We start from the raw sequence: 18,121 nt of genomic DNA on the forward strand, positions 1-18,121 counted from the left end.
ATGACGAATGCGCGATGAAGAACTTCAGCAAATTCCCCGATATGGCCAGTCGTCAGGCATGAGAGATCTGTGGGTATGACCGAGAATAGGTTTTTTGCTGTTCGCCTGATGTTGACGACCTGTTTAATCGCAGTTTCCTGTTTCGTAATCAAGCAGATCTATGATCGCATCCAACTGAATCGTTACATCACACACGCCCAGAGCCAGGGTTTGGTCGTCCAGACTTCGCAAAAGAGTTATCTGCCAGCGTCACTTTATGGGCAATTGCCCAGAGAGATCACTCACTGGTTTGATGCCCATCCCCATGCGGTGACATTCCAAATCGAAAAACAACAGAGATTTGATCCCATAGAAGTCGCTCTACAAATCATTCCTTTGATTGATCAGTTTCCCCAGAAACAATGTGTTACAAGTTGTCAAGTCGGACAGCATAGTTATCCCGCATGCAATCCCGCTTTATTTAAACATTTGGCTAAATGGCCACGCGTCGAAAAAATCAGTCTCTTAAAGTCTCCGTTCCTGGAGGAGATACCGCGTGAGCAGTTTGAAGTTGTCTCACGGCTGATTTCGCAGATCGAATATGCCATGTGGTTTGAACGGATCGGCCAACCACCAAATCATCAGGTCTTCGAGATTCAGAGAGAGCTTCAAAAACTTCAAGAAACGCGTCACCACTGAGCAGCATGGCAAATTCCCAAGCTATGATCCGACCTTAGAAGTGTCACGATAACCACGATCAAAAACGATGCCCTGGCCCACCACTCAAGCCGCCATCGAAAAATCCCGCACGATTGGAGAAGCCACCGTTCTGGAGTGAAGATCGGCACCAGCGATGGTGAATACGAAAATCCCTTCGGAACACACCGCAACACTTGATTGCCAAAAGAACATTTGTCACCTTACTCTTCTGGAAGGGTGATAAGTATTCCATGATCATTCTTGGCGACATCTCAGGCATTCAAGGATTTTTCTTCGACGCAGCCGAAGAAGGCGGCGGACAGGCATATCCTTTACTCCTGGAATTGGCCACTTGAATCAACAACCAATTAAGGCGACACAATCCTCTTCCGCCTTAGATAAAAAAGGTTATCTGGAACCAACGATCTTTGAGAGGTTCTGAAACCATTCGATGAGCTAGGAGCGTGATGGCGAAAAAGAAGCCTGCGGCGGGCCTGACTGCATTGGGGTTGCCCGACGACTATCCTGCGTTTCTGGAGTCGCTCAAGAGCCGCGTGCGGCAGTCGCAGACAAAGGCGATGCTGTCGGTCAACCGCGAGTTGATCCAGCTCTATTGGGACATCGGTCGCCTGATCGTCGAGCGACAGGAGCGGGAAGGTTGGGGTAAGGGAATCGTCGATCGTCTGGCTGCCGACGTGCAGAAAGCCTTTCCGGGTTTGGGTGGTTTTTCTCCAGTCAACGTCTGGCGTATGCGGGCATTTTATGTGGCTTACCGGCCTGCTTCTGTAATTCCATCGCAGCCTGCGACAGAATTGAAAGCCCGAAAACGCTCCAAGACGGCAATTCTCTCGCAAGCTGCGACAGAATTGGTTGAATCTGTTCCCCCTTCCCCCGTCGCGGAAATCCCCTGGTTCCAAACGTCATCTTGATCTCAAAAGTCAAGGACTCGGCACAACGGCTGTGGTATGCCACGAAGACCCTGGAGCATGGCTGGAGCCGGGCGGTCCTCACGGTGCAGATCGAAAGCGATCTCTGCGGACGACAGGGGAAGGCGATCAGCAACTTTGCCGGGACGTTGCCCGCTGCTCAATCCGACCTGGCCCAGCAATCGCTGAAAGACCCGTATCTGTTCGACTTCCTGACATTGCAGGAAGACGCCGTCGAACGGGATCTGGAGTTGGGATTGGTCGATCACATTCAGAAATTCCTGCTGGAAATGGGAGCTGGGTTCGCTTTCGTCGGACGACAGGTGCCGCTGTCTGTGGGGGACGAAGACGATTACCTCGACCTGCTGTTCTACCACTTGAAGCTGAGATGCTTCATCGTCATCGATCTGAAGATGCGGAAGTTTACGCCCGAGGATGCCGGGAAGATGAACTACTATCTTTCGGCTGTTGATGACCTGATGAAACATCCGACCGATGCTCCGACGATGGGGCTGATCCTCTGCAAGTCCCGGGATCGCATCAAGGCAGAATACGCGCTGCGGGACATTGCGAAACCCATTGGCGTCGCGGAGTGGCAAACCAAGCTGGTTAAGTCGCTGCCGACGAAACTGAAAGGGAGCCTGCCGACCATTGAGCAAATCGAGGCAGAGTTCGGGCCGGAGAGACTGTCATAAACCGCGGGCTATCGTCATTTCTGCAATAAGACAACTCCCAACTCCCCACACCATCAAAAGACAAACCATCGACCGCACTTTGAAACCAGTTGAGGAAAGGTATATGGTCATGGTGGAATGAATGGGACGATCACGAAACCACATTTAGTATCTACAAGGTCGCAGGCTACAAAAACAGTGACATGAAACTCCCTGAAAACGAAATATGAAAAAACAAAACAACCTGCCATCTCAAACTTGGATCGATCACATTCATCGCTTATTACTTGGGCCGCGTGATGTGCTGCTTTCCGGGATCTGTCGATCATACGGTACTTTTTTGTGGTGCTTTAAACGCTTTTCACCAAGCTATCTGGAGTGGGCTGGAAAGGTTCGAGCCCGCCGGGCTTTCCTTCGCGCTGTCGCCGACGTGCCCGCATACGCGCGGTTTGTAGCAGATTGGACGAAAGACAACGATACAATTCCAGAAACCGACAAACAAACTTACATCAAGGCCTACCCAATTGAAGAGCGGTGCGTCGGCGGAAAAATTCCGTCGAAGGGAATTGCGATTGACGAGTCATCGGGAAGCACGGGAACACCATTCAACTGGGTGCGAAGTACCAGCGAAAGAAAACAATCTCATTTGTTTGTCAGCTACTTTGCAAAATACTGCTTTGGCCGCGATCGCTGGATCACAATTAACGCATTCTCGATGGGCGCCTGGGCAACCGGCGTCAACATGGGAATTGCTCTTCAGAGGAACAGTATTGTCAAGAACACTGGCCCTGATCTTGCCAAAATCTTGAACACCCTTTCGTACTTTGGTTCGGAATATCGCTATCTGATTGTTGGATATCCCCCCTTCCTCAAGCATCTCATGGATGCGGCGAAAGCACAGGGATTTCCCTGGGATGATTACAAATTGGACGCATTGGTTGGCGGCGAAGGCATGTCGGAAGGATTACGCGATTATCTGAGAAAGGGCTTTCTTCGCGTCTACAGCGGGTACGGCGCATCCGACCTGGAAATCGGGATTGCAGGCGAGACACCTCTTACCGTGGCGATTCGAAGATTGGCGCGTGACAATCCGGTAATACGACAACAACTGTTCGGCAATGACTCACGATTGCCCATGCTGTTTCAATACAACCCTCTGATGCACCATATTGAGGTCAATGAGAATCGCGAGGTAATTTTCACAATCACCCGAGCCATACTCTCCCCACGAATCCGATACAATGTTCATGACGAAGGAGGTATTGCGCGTTTCGATGAACTGGCAAACAAGCTGACTGCTGCGGGCTACGATTTTCGCTCTCTGGAGAAGGATCATCCCATCTTGCAGCTCCCGTTTCTTTGGATCTATGGACGCAGGGACTTTACGGTCAGCGTAATGGGCGCCAACATCTATCCAGAAGATTTGGAGCAATGCGTCTACTCCGACCCCAAAGTGGCGGGGATGACATTGTCATTCTGCCAGTCGTTGTCTGAGTCCGAGTCGGCTGAAGTGAGGCCTTGCTTCCATTTTGAGATCGACTGTGAACCAAACGATGATTTACGGAACCATTTTTCCGCTGTAATTCTGAAGCATCTCGTCGAGATCAACGCTGACTTCCGAGAGGCGTGGCATGAATATCCGGAAACGCTCGTCCCGGAAATTCACTTGCATCGCCGTGGCGAAGGCCCCTTTAAAGTCGATGCGGGACGTATCAAGCAAACTCGCAAGGCTCACGTGTGATTAATGTATGTAATCTATACTTTTGTTTGCATGAAGAGCCGTGATGAATGTTTGCATGAGAGTAATGGTTGTTCCTTATTTAGTTGCTTTCGCCGCGGGATGTTCTGGCGAGGAAAGCCAAATAATCCTCACAGCGCCTGGCAATCCGCCCAACACAGCTGCAGGTAAAGTTGGTCATGTGGAACTGGTTTTTCCTCGTTTGCATCTGATCGATAATAGCGATGCCACGTTAAAAGCTTATGAATTAGAGGAACTGAGCGGTGTTCTGGCAGTGCTTTGTGAGTCCATCGGCATCGAGATTGATGGAAAAGGTTTTAAAGCACTTATGGAGAATGAAACCGTTGTTCCATACACGGTGCTTCAGGTAATCAGCACTGCTCAGGAAAATCAAAAAGTTATAAAGGTTCATTTTCAACGCAAAAAAGGGCTTCCTGATGCGAAACCCGAGTCGATTGGCACGGTTGAAGTCTCGGGTATTCCCATGGCTCCGGCTGGCCAGCCGCGGATTGAATTGCGATGCACTGTGAATCAGTTTGGTGATTTCAAAGTTTCTGCCACAGATAAGTCGAATGGTAGTGCGCTTCTAGTTCGTTTAATCGAGCAAGGGATTTGAGGAGAACGATGGGCTCGATGTTGGCATGGATTTACTTGGTGTAATGTTGGATGGGCCCCTCTTTTCTGCTCTGATGGCTGACTGAAAGGGGCGTAAAGTTTATCAACTGGCGCTTCGTTTGTACTCGCTCATGGCCTTTGTATAACCGTATGTCATGAGGTCTCGATATCAGTTCTTTCGGTCAGCTGGAATTGAGTCGTCTTTGGAAGTGAAGCCTGAGTCATATGTAGTGACTCTTCAAAATTCGAATATTTCTAAAATACTTGTTCAGACTTTGTTCGGAAAGAACTAGAGATAGTGTGTAGATTTGTTTGTGAGTGGATTTTATGCGTTCTCTATTGGTGGCTTGTGGCTTGTGGCCTGTGCATGGCGGTTCCTCCTGTTTTTGCCCTGGACGAACCGACGGACCGCGTGGCGGATGTGGTGGCGGTGCCGGGGTGTGTGGCGGTTTGGGATTTTGTGAAGCGGGAACCGGGGGGTGAGCAGCGGGCAGGTACAGCGCCTCCGCGCCACATCGGTCATGTCCAACTCATCGCCGAGGTCGCGTCAATACGTATCCCGAACGCTTTAAATTGCCCAATCAATCAAACGGCCACCTGAGGGGAGACAACCCTCTTCTGCCTTTGGCACGCAGGTAGCTCGACGACGAGCAACCTATGCCACTCTTCGATCTGTTTCTTGCACAAGGGGAGTCTTGGATCGCGACAATCACAAGGCCCGTGCGATGGATTTATCGACTTGTTGGAGTAGATCCGCTTGAGTAAACGGCTTTTGCAGAAAGGCTTCATGAGGCTGTAATGCTGCTCCGCTGGCACCGAAACTCTCTGAATATCCGCTGATATAAACCACTGGGAGATCGGCATGCATCGATCGCAATTCTCCCGCTAATTCCCGGCCACCGATTCCCGGCATGACGACATCGGTTACTAATAAGTCGATTGGATCAGGCCGCGTTCGTACCAGTTCTAACGCCTCTCGACCATTCGCGGCTTCCCAGACGCGATAACCCTGTAATTCGAGCATCAGCCGCGTCGCTTTTCTCACTCGCGGTTCGTCCTCAACGAGCAGAATTGTTTCCGCCCCAAGGCGGGTAGTTGGTTGTTTGCTGGCTATCACCGTCGGAGGTTCCTCTGCGACACCGGGAAACAGTAATCGAAAAGTCGTCCCGACGCCTGGCTCGGTAGCCACATGGATCTGGCCATCGTGCTGTTGCATGATGCCATGGACGACGGCGAGCCCCAGTCCGGAACCACTTCCGATCTCCTTCGTTGTAAAAAAGGGTTCAAAGATCCGGGCTTGGATTTCTGCGCTCATCCCGATGCCGGTGTCAGCCACTTCGAGTTGAACGTAGGGCGTCTCCCATGAAGTGTTCGTTAAGAATTGTCGAGCGTCATGTGGTGAAAGTCTGCTCGAACGAATCGTCAGCCGGCCGCCGGCGGGCATGGCATCCCGTGCATTGACGACGAGGTTCATCAGCACCTGGTCCAGATGGGTAGTATCGGCTTTGATCGCAGGCAAGAGAGGATCGAGATGCAGGATCAATTGAATTCGTTCACCGATCAATCGCCGCAGCAGTTTCTGCGATCCCTCGATCACATCATTCAAGTGAATGACTCTCGGCTGGAAATGCGAGCGGCGACTGAAGTCCAGCAATTGCTTGGTCAATTGTGCGGCCCGAAGTCCTTCGTCGCGGATGTGCTGCACGGACTCCCACCAATTCTGCGGCTGCGATTTCTGATCCAGCAGAAGCTCACAATAGCAGTTTATGACCGTGAGTAGGTTATTGAAATCGTGGGCGATGCCTCCCGCGAACTGGCCAACGGCTTCCATTTTCTGCGACTGCCGCAACTGCTCTTCCAGCTTTCGCTGTTCCGAGACGTCGCGAAAGCTCAACACGCGTCCCACCGGTTGTCCATCCATCCATTGGGGCTGCGAAAACCGTTCGACGATGCGGCCGTCCTTGAATTCCAGCACATCGAAGGAAGATTCCTCCCGGTTCTGGTACATCTCCTGTACCCGGCGGACAAAGCCCTCAGGGTCCTTCAATTGAGCGAGCATCTTCTGAACGGCCTGATGTTGGTCGGAGGATGCGATGATGTCCGACTTGTTCGCCTCGGCGATCATCTCCTCAGGAAATCTCCAGATTGAGATGAAGCGGCGATTGTAATCCAGCACGCGGCCTTCCAAGTCAACCACGAGAATGCCGTCCGCCGTCGATTCCAAGGTGGCCCGCATCCGCGACAGAGACTGCCGCATCTCCAACTCGGCCTGCTTGCGTTCCGAGATGTCACGCATGATGGCACAGTTGTACTCCTGGCCTTCGTATTGCAGATAGTTGACGGTGACTTCGGTTTTCAAAGTGCGGCCGTCCTTGGTCACATGGTCGGACTCGAACGTGAATGACCCGCGGCACCGCAGTTCTTCCCAATGGGCTGGCCAGGCTTCTGGCAAAAAATTCGGATCGATGTCCGGTACTGTCTTTCCGAGCATCTCATCGCGCGTGTAGCCCAATGTGCGGCAGGCGGCGTTATTGACGTACAGAATCTCACTGGAAGCGTTGATCCAAAAGATGGAATCCACTGCGTGATCGACGCTGAATTGATTTAAACGCAACATCCGCTCGGCTTCCTTGCGGGCCGTGATGTCGCGAGAAATGCCGATTATGCCAATGACATTTCCAAGTTCGTCGCGATACGGAGCCTTCGACGCAAGATAGGTCCGTGTCACATAATTCGCCGTCAGCGTTTCTTCCGATGTTCTAACAAGGCCCGACCGCATGACTTCGCGATCCACTTCAAAAACCAGACGGGCACCTTCGGCGTCAAACCACTCGCTATCGTCTTTTCCTAAAACCTCTTCGAGCGGCTTGCCCATGAATTGGCAAGCCGCCTGGTTCGCGAGGAGATACTTGCCATCCCGGTCCTTGACGAAGACCGCATCCGATGTGCTTTCCGCGACCGCTCGCAGTAATTCCGCTGTTCTCCGTACCTCCGTTTCAGCCCGTTTGCGATCGGTGACATCCTGCATCGCCCCCACGACTCGGAGCGCATGTCCCGCTGCATCACGCGCGATGTAAGCTCGATCATGAATAGCGGCCCAGACGCCGTCCGCGCGCTGGAACCTGTAATCGGCAGTCCAATAAGTAGCGGTCCCGTCCACTGCAGCACGCAACGACCTGGTAGTACGTTCCCGGTCTTCCGGATGGATCCGGTCGATCCACCACTGCCACGAATCGCTGGATTCTGGCGTTCGTCCTAAGGTGGCCGCGTATTGCTCGCTCCAGGCAACGGTCTCTGCGACCGGGTCGAAATCCCAGATCAGATCATTTGTCGCGAGGATGGCCAGTCGGTAGCGTTCTTCGATTTCGAGTTGCGCCAGTTCGGCTTGTTTGCGGGCGGTGATGTCCTGAGTAATACCCACAAATCGTATGGGTCGCCCATGCTGATCAGAGGTGGCGCGGGCCCTGGAGTGGAGCCACCGTAGCTGGCCGTCGGGTCGGACAAAGCGAAACTCCGAATTGAGCGAAGTCTGCGTGGCGATCGCATTCGCCAGATCATGACGCACGGCATCACGGTCTGCCGGGTAGACCCCGTTAAAAAAGAGCTCCTGGGAAGGTTGGTCCACGCCCGGAACATATCCCAGGAGTCGGAAGCCTTCGTCAGACCAGGTGGCCCGATTCTGCACCAGGTCGATGATCCAGCTCCCCATGTTGCCGATCCGCATGGCCTCTTCGAGAGTCGACTCGCTCTGCTGCAGCGCAGCTTGAGTCCGCTTCAAATCATCGATATCGGTGCAGGTGCCGTACCACCTCACGATGGCTCCCGACGCATCTCGGATGGGAACCTGGCGACTGATATGCCAGCGGTAAGCGCCGTCGGTCTGGCGGATCCGGAGCTCGATGTCTCTGGGAAGTTCTTGCTCCAAAGTCGCGGTCCAACGCTCAATCGCGTTCGGCAAGTCCTCGGGATGAATGACTTGCTCCCACGACCACCCCGTCAGCTGATCCATCCCGACGCCGGTGTACTCCGTCGCTTTGGCGTTCAGGTAAGTCAAGCCGCCATCCAGCGCCGCGACCCAGACGATTTGCGGGATGGCATCGGCCAATTCGCGGAATCGTTGTTCGCTCTCCCGGAGCGATTGTTCGACCCGCTTGCGCTCCGTGATATCCTCGGCCGTGCCGATGATCTGGCTGACCCGACCGTCGGGCATTCTCTCAAAAACCCGATCCCGGCTGACGAACCATCGCCAGTTGCCATCGACATCCTTCAGGCGATATTCCGCGAGCAGGACTTGTTGATCGTCGACGGTGTCCCAGCGTTGGAGAAGCGTCATCACGTTGGCGAAATCATCCGGATGTACCAGTTCCGCCAGTTCAGCCCAACTCCTGCCTTGGATCGACTCCGGGGTAAAACCCAGATCCCGCACAAGATAATAATTCGAATATATGATTCTCTGCTGCTGTAGGTCGAACACGTAAATTGTCAGGGGGGATGTCTCAGCGACGGCTTTCACGAATTTCTGGCTGGCCTGGATTTCCGCCGCGGCGAGTTTTCTGGCAGTGATATCCTGATCCGTCCCATCCACACGGAGAATGTTGCCGTCGGCATCGCGCGTGGCGACGGCCTGACTGTGCAGCCAGATTATTTGCCCGTCAGGACGGATGATGCGTAAATCATCTTCAAAGCGATCGGCACCGGCGAGCATCGCGTCAACCCGCGCGATGGCCGTAGGAAGGTCATCGGGATGCAGCAGTTGCAGGAACGCTTGAAAGCTGGGCTGAATGACTTGTGGATCGACACCAAACAACTCGAATACGCCGCGCGACCACCAGACTTTGCCTGACGAGGGCTCCCACCCCCAACTTCCGATGCGTGCGATGCGCTGCGCGTCAGCTAATTGGCGTTCGCTCTCCCGTAATGCCTGTTCTGCCCCGCTTCGCTCGAGATGGTTCGCTGCCACGGTACCAAGAGCATGCGAACGATTCCCCATTGCTGCATCTGCAAACTCCCGTGCAATCACGATCACGCCTTGTACCGTACCGTGTTGATCCCGGTATGGCTTGGTCGTCATTTGGATTGAGCGAAGATCATCTCCGATTTGGACGACATGCGTCTCCGCTGCCGGTAGACCCGATTGGATGACTCGCTGGTCCTGCGCCCGCATGGTGCGCGCTGCGTCAGTACCATATACGGTGGTATCATCCTGATAGAGGATTTGCTCGCGAGTCCGATTCGTGAGCTTTACTCCAGCGTCATTACAAAACAAGTACCGGCCGGAGTCGTCTTTCACGAACAGGGCGTCCAGCGACGCTTCGCTTACGGCGGCCAGCAAATCGAATAGTGGCAGCAAGGGGGCTGAATTCCGAACGTCTTCCCGATCTAAGTTCGCAGTCATCAGTGGAAAAGACCTCGGTTGCAAGTACGACTTGGGCTCGAAATCCCAATGACGGGAATCAATAAAGTAACAAAGTAGTCTTCACAGATGCAGAAAACACTGCAAGGTTTATTTCAGCTTGCAAGCTGGGGATCGCCGACTCTCCGAAGCGCCACCCATTTCGTCAATAGCCTGTCCCCAAAGGCCCATGTTTTGGGGAGGCGTCGTGCCATGAGGTCGATCATGCCGATTTGGAAGAGGGTTTCGCCGGAGGTGGTGGTGCGTTTATGGTCTTTGGAAAGTCGACAGTCGCGACCCAACCAGGCGAAGGTCCATTCGACGATCCACCACAGGGTGGCCTCGGTTGAACTTCTGATTTCTACCGGGGTGGTATCGCCATAGGAGGCATGAGTTTTACCCATTTGCCTAGATGGTAATAGGCTTCGGTAAGGAGTGTGATTTCGGCCGGCAGGCCGTAGTTCGGTTCAAAATCCCTTGGAGTGTGGCTTCTCGATCAGAAAGCCTCTTTAACAGTCATTGAGACGACAGACCCCTCCCATGCTGTTAAACCACACGATTGACTTTCTTCATTTTGAGGCGGAGAACTGTGGAAGGGTGTGGCTCTTTTCCTCAAGTTTTCCAGGTCGTGCTATGCGTGTTTTTCCGTTGATTGGCTATCTGTGGTTGGTGTTTGCTCCGGTTCTCGCGGAGGACAAAGCTTCTGACCGCGTGGCGGATGTGGTGGCGGTGCCGGGGTGTGTGGCGGTTTGGGATTTTGTGAAGCGGGAACCGGGGGGTGAGCGGCGGTTTCTCGCGCATGTCCCTGCCTTCGGCAGAGATGCGGATAAAGCAGGGAAGGCGGGCGGCGGAAATGCCGAAAGGGTCACGGTGGCGGGCGATGCGGCACCAAACGAGTATCCGCTGGATGCCGGGAACTATGTGCGGGATTTCTGGGGCAGCGGACGGGAGGCCACTTATGCAGACTTTCCAATTTTGGGCCGGGGGCCTTTCGGCAATGCGATCCAGATTCGACAGGAGACCGATCCCGATTTTCGCCCCCTGTTGTTCGTTCCCCGCGAACGTCTGCACGATACGCCTCTCGACATCAAAGGTGCCGGAAAATCGGTGACCGTCGTTGTCTGGGCCATCCGTGAAAGTGGTAACCATGCCCTGGCCGGGATCTGGCACGAGGGAACCGACCTCAAGCAGGAGAGTACGGCTGGCATTCAGAAGGTGCAGCGTGGGCAAAGGCAGTATGCCCTCTTTGCCGGTCTCAATAAGGAGGGCTCTGCCTGTGGGCATGTTTCCGAGAATGGGGCGAGTTCGTTCCTGAATCGTTACGCCCTGCACAAGTGCAACTCGGCGGACGTCTCGCCCAAAGTTCCGGCCCATGCTTCTGCAGAAACGTTGGACGCTGCGTGGCAATGTTTTGCCATGACCTTCGACCACGAGAAGGATCAACTGACGGGCTGGCTCAATGGGCATGCTGGTGATCGCTGGCTGGAGAATCCGCAGAAAGACAACCTGCTCTCTTATGCAGCCAACGCGTGGAAGCAGGGGCACTTGCGGCGTGAAGAAGGGGTTCAGCCGGGCGAAGACTCAAACTTTCCCGCTGACCAATTCTATAACCCGCCCGAAGAGGCACCTGTCGCTACCAAGGTTTTGAGTGAAAACGATGTCGAGCGAATCGAACTTCGGGAACATGGCTACACCAAGGTGAAGGTCACGCTGCGCAAAGCTGGTGACGAGTGGAAACTGGCGGAACGTGAGCTGGTCGGTTTGAGACTCAATCCGTGGTGGTATCCCCATGATCTGTACACGCCCGCCAACGATGGCAGTGGTGGGCCATTCACCATTGGCCGGGTGATCCACAGTTCAAGAAGTGTCGGCTTCACCGGCTGGATTGGCGGGGTGGCCGTCTTCGACCGGGCACTGAGTGAGGCAGAACTGAAAAAACTGACCGAACTGGGAAGAAAGCCGGTAAGTGCTGGGCCGAGTGGGTTGTAGGAGTGTCTGCCATGTGGACTGCCGTTGTAGAACCGCCGGGTGCCACTGCTGGCTCGTCCAGCAGTGCTCTTTTTGAACTTAATCATCACTATCGATGGCCGTCACTGGTGAATGAACGAAGGCTGGATGTCGATGGTGGCAACGCTGCAGAAGAACAATCGTACTGGACAATTCTCTTCTGAACTCCTCGTGGCTGCAGTTTTGATGATTGGCCGATACAAGGAGCACTGCTGGGCGAGCCAGCAGTGGCACCCCCAATCTGAGAAACTTCGCGGAGGCGGAATTCGTCTGGAGGTGGATCGTCTTTTCGACTATTTCTATGCTGGTTTAATTCGCTGCGGGGCCGATGAAAAAATCCCGGGAACTGACATGGAGGTCGGTTTGTGAGCCCATGGAAACATGTCCGTTTGATCCAGGCACTGGCCTTCTGGGGGCTGAGTTGCGGATTTATCCTCACCAGTGGCTGGGCCGCCTGGCAGTTCGCAAAGCCCGGCACGCTCGTCGAATGGGGCTTTGTTCCTACGGGCGAGTTAATTGGTGCCGAAACTCCATCCGAGACACCCGTCCCGAGCAAACCACTTCTTCAAGCCGAAGCGAACACTTCCCTCGCGAACTTCCCCCAAGTCCCTGCTGCAACGAGTGTAACTTCCGAAACCGCTGCCCTCATGGCCGCAGTCGGAGAAGAAGGCCATCTGCAGCATTCGCAGCTTGCTCTGCCCTCTGAGAGAATGTCTGGGGCCCAGGAGGCGTTGCCAGACGATCTCAACGAGATTCCCAGGCGATACCAGCGAAAACCTCTCAGTCGCAATCAGCTTTCGAGTTCGTTGGTACAGCAGGTCAGTTTTCAACCGCCAGCCGAAGATTTCACGGCACAGATCTCCGACAGCCTCACAACGTCACTGGCAGAGATCGATAGTTTGCTGAAGGCAGGTGAGACACTCAAGGCCCATAAAAAGCTCTCACAGCTTTACTGGAGCGAACCGGCCAGCCGACATGTTTTTCAGCAGCGGATTGAAGCCACAGCACAGATGATCTTCGAGCAGCCCGAGCCGCATTTTGTCCCGGCCTACATGATTCAGCCAGGTGACCAGTTGCGAAAGATTGCCAGCGAGCACAAGCTCTCGTGGGAGTATCTCGCCCGGCTGAATCGTATTGACCCCAGGCGGCTGCAGGCCGGTAAGAAGCTGAAGGTCATTCGTGGCCCCTTCTCGGCTCATGTCTCGTTGTCGCGATTTGAGCTCACCATTCACCTGCAGAGTTATTTCGTCAAGAAGTACACCGTTGGCATTGGGAAGGATCGATCGTCACCACAAAGGAAACTGGCTGTCCTCGAAAAGATTGCGGATCCTCAATACACCGACCCTGAGGGCCGGGTCATTGACGGGAAAGACCCACGCAATCCCTTAGGCCCCCGCTGGCTTGATCTGGGCAACAGCTACGGAATTCACGGCACCATTGAGCCCGAAAGTATTGGCAAAGCGGCATCGAGAGGCTGCATTCGCCTGCAAAACGACGACGCCATCGAAGTCTACGACTTTCTCGTCAAGGGCTCAGAGGTCGTCATCGAACCATGAACAGGCATCTTCGACAACTACCGTATATTGCATGTATTCAAGTAGGGTGCCATGAAGTTCCGACGGAATGCACCAGCTTTCGTCTATATATAAATACCATTTGCAATCCCGATTTAAGACCCTGCGCAACTCACTTTAGATGTTCACCAAATGGAAATCGTACTTAGCATTCCATGTCTGCGACTTTTGCAGGCACATTTTTGTGTTTTTCAACTCAATATTTCAAACACGATATGTAGTTATTGATAGATGAGCCAGCGCACCGTCCGCTTGTCGAGCTTTGAAGAGTATCTTGCCAGTGAAGACGATTCACTGCAGGTTCGGGCGTTCGAGGAGCAAGAGCGGGAGTTGAGACGATCGCGGTTTCCTCACACCGTCACACTGCAGCTTTCGTTTGCGGAGTTGGACTATGCAAATCGATGGTGCTGGCAGCACTTCGGGCCTGCTGATGGCAATTGTCTGCAGTACTATTCAGATTACCCTGCATGCGATCTTGCTGGGGCGCATTCACACAAGGGAAAGTGGATTTGGTATTGGCTGGTCAAGACAGAATATAACTTTGGATTTTGTGAATGGTGTTTTTTCGAGTTATCTGACCAGAACCGTTTTCTGGCCAGTGTGAGCGAGATCCACTGGGGAGAGAAATATACCTGACTTTCAACCCCCACAGTCGCCAAAATGGGCCCACTCGGATACGCTCCACCAGACATTGATTTTCTGGAAGAGCCCTTATGAAGCGACCTGTGCGAACTCAATCCTTTGCCTCTGCCGATTCTTCTGCTGCTGAGCAGGCGGAAGGTGAACTGCTGGAAGAAGAACTCCTTGAAGCCACTCCTTTGCCGGAACTTTACGGAGAAGTGACACTTCCTGAGGGGAGCGATCAGCACTTCCAGTGGCAGTTGGTGCGGTTGCCAACCGTCTGGCTGATGGGCTACGAAATCTCGGCCCCGGACGAACCCTTAGCGCTCGAAACACAGCTTCAAAGTGCCCTGCGTGAATTTGTCTCGAAACAACTGCTCCGGCGAATTCCGGGTCAGCAGACGGACCGCGTGATCTGCATTGCCTGGACAGCCAGGTTCGGTGAATCCGAAGCGGTGCCTGATCAAAAAATTCTGATTGGTGCCGAGGTCGATGCTGAGACGCCGATCCCTCAGGGAATGGCCAAGTGGGCCTTTTCGACGGGAACCTCAGTCGTCATGTCACAACAAGCTGGTGCAGAACCTGTTGAGCCGGCAGTCTCCAGTTCGGCAATCGAAGTGAAATCTGTCTGTCTGCAGCATGTCGGCACATTTCAACAATGGCTCGCTCAGCAGGGATCGCTGACCTGGCGCGAAGGGCTGCTCTTCGAACGACACGATCTCAATTCCCCCGGCGAAGCCAAAATCTTCCTCCCCGTTCGCCTGAAAAACTGAACCTTGAGCCGTCCTCCGGCCTCAACCTGACTTGCGAATTGTTTGTATTCTTGCTTTGTGCCATGCTTGTCGCTCTGGACAAGCATGGCTTCGCGATCTCACATTTCTCATTGAATTTGTGAAGCGCTCCCCTTCTGGCACTGTCCATCAACATTGGGAAGTCAACAATGGAAACGATGATTACCTCTGCACAGATTGACGCCTATGTGGCTGGTGGTGCGAAGCTGATCGCGGCCTTCGATGGCCTAACCTCGGCAGATCTGCAGGCAATACCCGTTCCAGGAACATGGAGCCTGCAGCAGATTGCGACCCACATTTATGATAGTGATCTGATCGGGACGGATCGCATGAAGCGGATAGCGGCGATGCAGAACCCGCTGATCTGTGCCTATGATGAATCCGCATTCAATGCCTTACCCGGGATGGAAGCGATTGATGCTCTTGCCGCCTGCAAAGCTGTGGCGAACAATCGGCAGTTCATGGCCGAACACCTGCGGCGATTCTCTCCTGAAATGTTCGCCCGGACGGGGATTCATACCGAAGTGGGTCAGGTTTCGCTGGCAGACCAGGTCATCAAGTACATTCATCACCTGGAACATCATCTGAAATTCGCTCTACAAAAAAGAGCTCTTCTGGGTAAGCCACTGGCCTGAGCCAGCATGAAGTGGTTGTGACAAGCTGGCCGCTTGATGCTGTTCAAGACATCCAGCCTGGCCACCCTGTGAAGGCCACGCCCTTTCGCAAAGCCTGCAGGGTCGTGCCACACAGTGAGAGCGAATAACGCAATCGCTGCATGAGATAGAGAGCCGCGCGATCACTCACCCTGGCACATTTCATCGAGGGCCATTAGGTAGGCGATCACTTCTTCGACATCTGGCACCTGAGCACCGGCCACTCGTCCATCGCGATCAGCACGGGCCAGTTCGACGAGCAGGTCGAAATCGGGATGTTTACGAAGCGATTGCAGGAAGCGGCCCTGCCTCAGTCCGGCTGATGCCACAGGCCGTTGTTCGATGAACCAGCGAGTTCGTTCCGAAAGCCAGTCTCCCAGGACATCAAAGGTGGAGAGAATCGGTTGTCTGGGATTGATGGTCAGCCCGACATCATGAAGCAGACAGGCAATCAGAAACTCCTCATCGTAAGGCTCAATCGAGCGCCCAATTTCAAAAACCTGCAGCGAATGATAGAGCGCATCCCCTTCAGGATGCTCGTGGGAATCCAGCCGGACGGATTCCAGTCGATAGAGGAGGTTCGCCAGCCGGATGTAGAAATCGGCAGTTGATGGTTCAGGTTGAACGCGAGATTCAGGAGCGACGCCTCCTGGCTGGATGGAGTTTTCTGCAGGTGGCGAAATGAAATCCTCAGGGCAGATTTTGGAACTGGTCGTTGCCTGTTCGGCTGGTGAGAAATGCCCGGCGATATCGAGTTGAAGTGGCTTCAGCAGCAGGTCGATCTCCCGCTGAATTTCCTGGTTTGATGGCTGGTGAGCTGCTGTCAATCGTTGTGTCGAAAGGGATCGCGCAGCCCGCTTACGGGCAGTCGAAAAATTCTGCACCTTCCCGCGGACGAGTAATCGAGCGGCTTCGCGAGCCAGTTCGGCTCGCAGGATTCCCGGATCATCCTCTGATGAAAATCGCCGTGTCGGCATGATGCGCCGCCCTGAAGGCGGATATTTGAGTGATGTGAAGTGATCAAAGTTCGAGAAGTTTTTGGTTTGGCTTCGAGAAGCTGTTATTCGTGGCGAAGGGCTTCGATCGGATCCATGCGTGCTGCGGAACGTGCGGGATAGATGCCGAAGATCACACCAATTCCGACCGAGATTCCAAAGGCAATCGGCAGGCTCCAGAAAGCGATCTGTGGCCGCATATTTCCAAAAAGCTCACTGATTTCAGAAGTTCCTGAGCCTCCCGAAAGGACTGCATTTTCCACGATCCACTGGATTCCCATGAAGGCCAGTGGTGTGCACAGACCCAGGCCAACACCCAATAATCCGCCAGTCCCGGAAAGAACAATTGTTTCCGTCAAAAACTGGCTGATGATATCCGATTGCCTGGCGCCCAGTGCCCGCCGGATGCCGATTTCGCGAGTTCGCTCGGTGACGGTGGCGAGCATGATGTTCATGATGCCAATCCCGCCCACGACCAGACTGATGGCGGCAATCGAACCCAGCACGATGTTGAAGATCTGCTTGATCTGCTCGGCCTGCTTCAGAAGTTCGAGAGGGACAATCACGTCGTAGTCGTTTTTGCCACGATGATTGCGAATGAGTGATTCCCGCACGACGTCGGCGGTACGTACGACATCCTGTGTTTCTGCCACCTGCAGCGTGATCTGGTTGAGTTGCACTTCTTCCGCAGAGAATGAACCACTGAGTGCGGTAATCACACGATCGCCAATTCGCGTCTGGAATGTCTTGAGCGGGATGTAGACATCTTTGTTGAATTCCTGCCCGGACATACTGCCACCGATCGCAGCGGAAGCTGTTCGTGAGCGTGTCACGCCCACCACAGTGAACCGGAACGATCGCATCAGAATGGTTTTGCCAACGGGGCTTTCATAGGGGAAAAGTCTGGCGGCGACTTCACTCCCGATGACAGCGACATTGGCCATCTCGCGTTCATCCTGATCAGTGAGAAAGCGACCTTCAGCCATCTCCAGATGATTCATGTCCTTGTAGCCTGTGGTCGTCGCGACCACGCGGGCATTGATCGTATTCTGCAGATAGCGAACTTCGGATTGAATTTCGCGAATCGCAATGGTGCTGGTGATTGTGGGAATCGTTTCCGAAAGCAGTCGATAGTCGGCTCGCAAAAGCCCGTAGGCTAAGACTGAAGGACCGCGGCTAGAAGATCGCGATGAGTTCGACGAAGAGTCGGCGGGGGGCTTGACGCTCACCACAATGATGTTGGTCGCCCCCAGTTGACGCACCTGAGCCTGCGCCTGGGCACTGGCCCCTTCGCCAATGGCGAGCATGGCGATCACCGAAAAGACGCCAAAGACAATACCGAGCATCGTCAGACCCGACCGCAGCTTATGCAGCAGCAGGCTCTTGAGTGCCAGACGAACAGCGCGGATCGTATTAAAAAACATGAGGCGTTAGTTATCCGAATGCCGGTGATCAAT

The 18,121-nt window shown here is 53.9% G+C and carries 14 protein-coding genes; 11 read left to right on the forward strand and 3 right to left on the reverse strand.

The features are described 5' to 3' along the window. Positions 1 to 69 precede the first annotated feature (69 nt). The 5 genes from A6X21_RS04045 (at position 70) to A6X21_RS04060 (ending at position 4,632) form a co-directional block, all read left to right on the forward strand. On the forward strand, positions 70 to 678 hold the full coding sequence (locus A6X21_RS04045; RefSeq protein WP_131818182.1) for a hypothetical protein: 609 nt from the start codon (positions 70 to 72) through the stop codon (positions 676 to 678). A gap of 467 nt (positions 679 to 1,145) precedes the next feature. After that, a complete protein-coding gene (locus A6X21_RS24990) occupies positions 1,146 to 1,607 on the forward strand; it encodes a DUF1016 N-terminal domain-containing protein (protein WP_205847379.1) in 462 nt (153 codons plus the stop codon). Further along, the gene (locus A6X21_RS04050) at positions 1,604 to 2,299 is read left to right on the forward strand and encodes a PDDEXK nuclease domain-containing protein (RefSeq protein ID WP_205847381.1); all 696 of its coding nucleotides are present in this window, start codon (positions 1,604 to 1,606) and stop codon (positions 2,297 to 2,299) included. Before A6X21_RS24990 ends, A6X21_RS04050 begins: the two co-directional genes overlap by 4 nt. Positions 2,300 to 2,504: 205 nt before the next feature. Next, positions 2,505 to 4,019 (forward strand): phenylacetate--CoA ligase family protein, encoded by a 1,515-nt coding sequence (locus A6X21_RS04055; RefSeq protein WP_068846214.1) that lies wholly within the window; start codon positions 2,505 to 2,507, stop codon positions 4,017 to 4,019. A gap of 64 nt (positions 4,020 to 4,083) precedes the next feature. Beyond that, on the forward strand, positions 4,084 to 4,632 hold the full coding sequence (locus tag A6X21_RS04060) for an Hsp70 family protein (RefSeq protein WP_068846215.1): 549 nt from the start codon (positions 4,084 to 4,086) through the stop codon (positions 4,630 to 4,632). 708 nt (positions 4,633 to 5,340) lie between these two features. Here the strand turns inward: A6X21_RS04060 and A6X21_RS04065 are convergent. Further along, complete coding sequence (locus A6X21_RS04065; protein WP_068846216.1) at positions 5,341 to 10,026, reverse strand: PAS domain-containing hybrid sensor histidine kinase/response regulator; 4,686 nt, start codon at positions 10,024 to 10,026, stop codon at positions 5,341 to 5,343. 630 nt (positions 10,027 to 10,656) lie between these two features. On the opposite strand from A6X21_RS04065, the gene A6X21_RS04075 reads away from it, so the two are divergent. From A6X21_RS04075 to A6X21_RS04100, 6 genes are all read left to right on the forward strand, one after another. Continuing rightward, on the forward strand, positions 10,657 to 12,012 hold the full coding sequence (locus A6X21_RS04075; RefSeq protein WP_068846218.1) for a LamG-like jellyroll fold domain-containing protein: 1,356 nt from the start codon (positions 10,657 to 10,659) through the stop codon (positions 12,010 to 12,012). An 11-nt stretch (positions 12,013 to 12,023) separates the two neighbouring features. Next, positions 12,024 to 12,194 (forward strand): hypothetical protein, encoded by a 171-nt coding sequence (locus tag A6X21_RS24545; protein WP_165603674.1) that lies wholly within the window; start codon positions 12,024 to 12,026, stop codon positions 12,192 to 12,194. A gap of 201 nt (positions 12,195 to 12,395) precedes the next feature. After that, positions 12,396 to 13,586, forward strand: coding sequence for a L,D-transpeptidase family protein (locus tag A6X21_RS04085; protein WP_068846220.1), 1,191 nt, complete (start codon positions 12,396 to 12,398; stop codon positions 13,584 to 13,586). 409 nt (positions 13,587 to 13,995) lie between these two features. Continuing rightward, a complete protein-coding gene (locus A6X21_RS24245) occupies positions 13,996 to 14,208 on the forward strand; it encodes a hypothetical protein (RefSeq protein WP_131818183.1) in 213 nt (70 codons plus the stop codon). Positions 14,209 to 14,317: 109 nt separating this feature from the next. Beyond that, entirely contained in the window at positions 14,318 to 14,998 is a 681-nt protein-coding gene (locus A6X21_RS04095) for a hypothetical protein (protein ID WP_068846222.1), read from the forward strand. A gap of 167 nt (positions 14,999 to 15,165) precedes the next feature. Next, positions 15,166 to 15,651 carry a DinB family protein gene (locus A6X21_RS04100; protein WP_083233389.1) on the forward strand — a complete coding sequence of 162 codons (486 nt, stop codon included), beginning with the start codon at positions 15,166 to 15,168 and terminating at the stop codon, positions 15,649 to 15,651. Between the two features lie 161 nt (positions 15,652 to 15,812). On the opposite strand, the gene A6X21_RS04105 is transcribed toward A6X21_RS04100, so the two are convergent. Further along, positions 15,813 to 16,646, reverse strand: a complete 834-nt coding sequence (locus A6X21_RS04105) for a hypothetical protein (RefSeq protein WP_068846223.1) — start codon at positions 16,644 to 16,646, stop codon at positions 15,813 to 15,815. Between the two features lie 83 nt (positions 16,647 to 16,729). Continuing rightward, positions 16,730 to 18,088 (reverse strand): ABC transporter permease, encoded by a 1,359-nt coding sequence (locus A6X21_RS04110; protein ID WP_068846224.1) that lies wholly within the window; start codon positions 18,086 to 18,088, stop codon positions 16,730 to 16,732. Positions 18,089 to 18,121: the final 33 nt, after the last annotated feature.

It is taken from the genome of Planctopirus hydrillae (assembly GCF_001707835.1).
Classification (GTDB): Bacteria; Planctomycetota; Planctomycetia; order Planctomycetales; family Planctomycetaceae; genus Planctopirus; species Planctopirus hydrillae.

Coding starts and splice junctions, on each gene's coding strand:
- A6X21_RS24990 (WP_205847379.1), top strand. CDS start 1,146: ATGGCGAAAAAGAAGCCTGCGGCGGGCCTGACTGCATTGGGGTTGCCC.
- A6X21_RS04055 (WP_068846214.1), top strand. CDS start 2,505: ATGAAAAAACAAAACAACCTGCCATCTCAAACTTGGATCGATCACATT.
- A6X21_RS04060 (WP_068846215.1), top strand. CDS start 4,084: ATGGTTGTTCCTTATTTAGTTGCTTTCGCCGCGGGATGTTCTGGCGAG.
- A6X21_RS04065 (WP_068846216.1), bottom strand. CDS start 10,026: ATGACTGCGAACTTAGATCGGGAAGACGTTCGGAATTCAGCCCCCTTG.
- A6X21_RS04075 (WP_068846218.1), top strand. CDS start 10,657: ATGCGTGTTTTTCCGTTGATTGGCTATCTGTGGTTGGTGTTTGCTCCG.
- A6X21_RS24545 (WP_165603674.1), top strand. CDS start 12,024: ATGTGGACTGCCGTTGTAGAACCGCCGGGTGCCACTGCTGGCTCGTCC.
- A6X21_RS24245 (WP_131818183.1), top strand. CDS start 13,996: ATGCAAATCGATGGTGCTGGCAGCACTTCGGGCCTGCTGATGGCAATT.
- A6X21_RS04095 (WP_068846222.1), top strand. CDS start 14,318: ATGAAGCGACCTGTGCGAACTCAATCCTTTGCCTCTGCCGATTCTTCT.
- A6X21_RS04100 (WP_083233389.1), top strand. CDS start 15,166: ATGGAAACGATGATTACCTCTGCACAGATTGACGCCTATGTGGCTGGT.
- A6X21_RS04105 (WP_068846223.1), bottom strand. CDS start 16,646: ATGCCGACACGGCGATTTTCATCAGAGGATGATCCGGGAATCCTGCGA.
- A6X21_RS04110 (WP_068846224.1), bottom strand. CDS start 18,088: ATGTTTTTTAATACGATCCGCGCTGTTCGTCTGGCACTCAAGAGCCTG.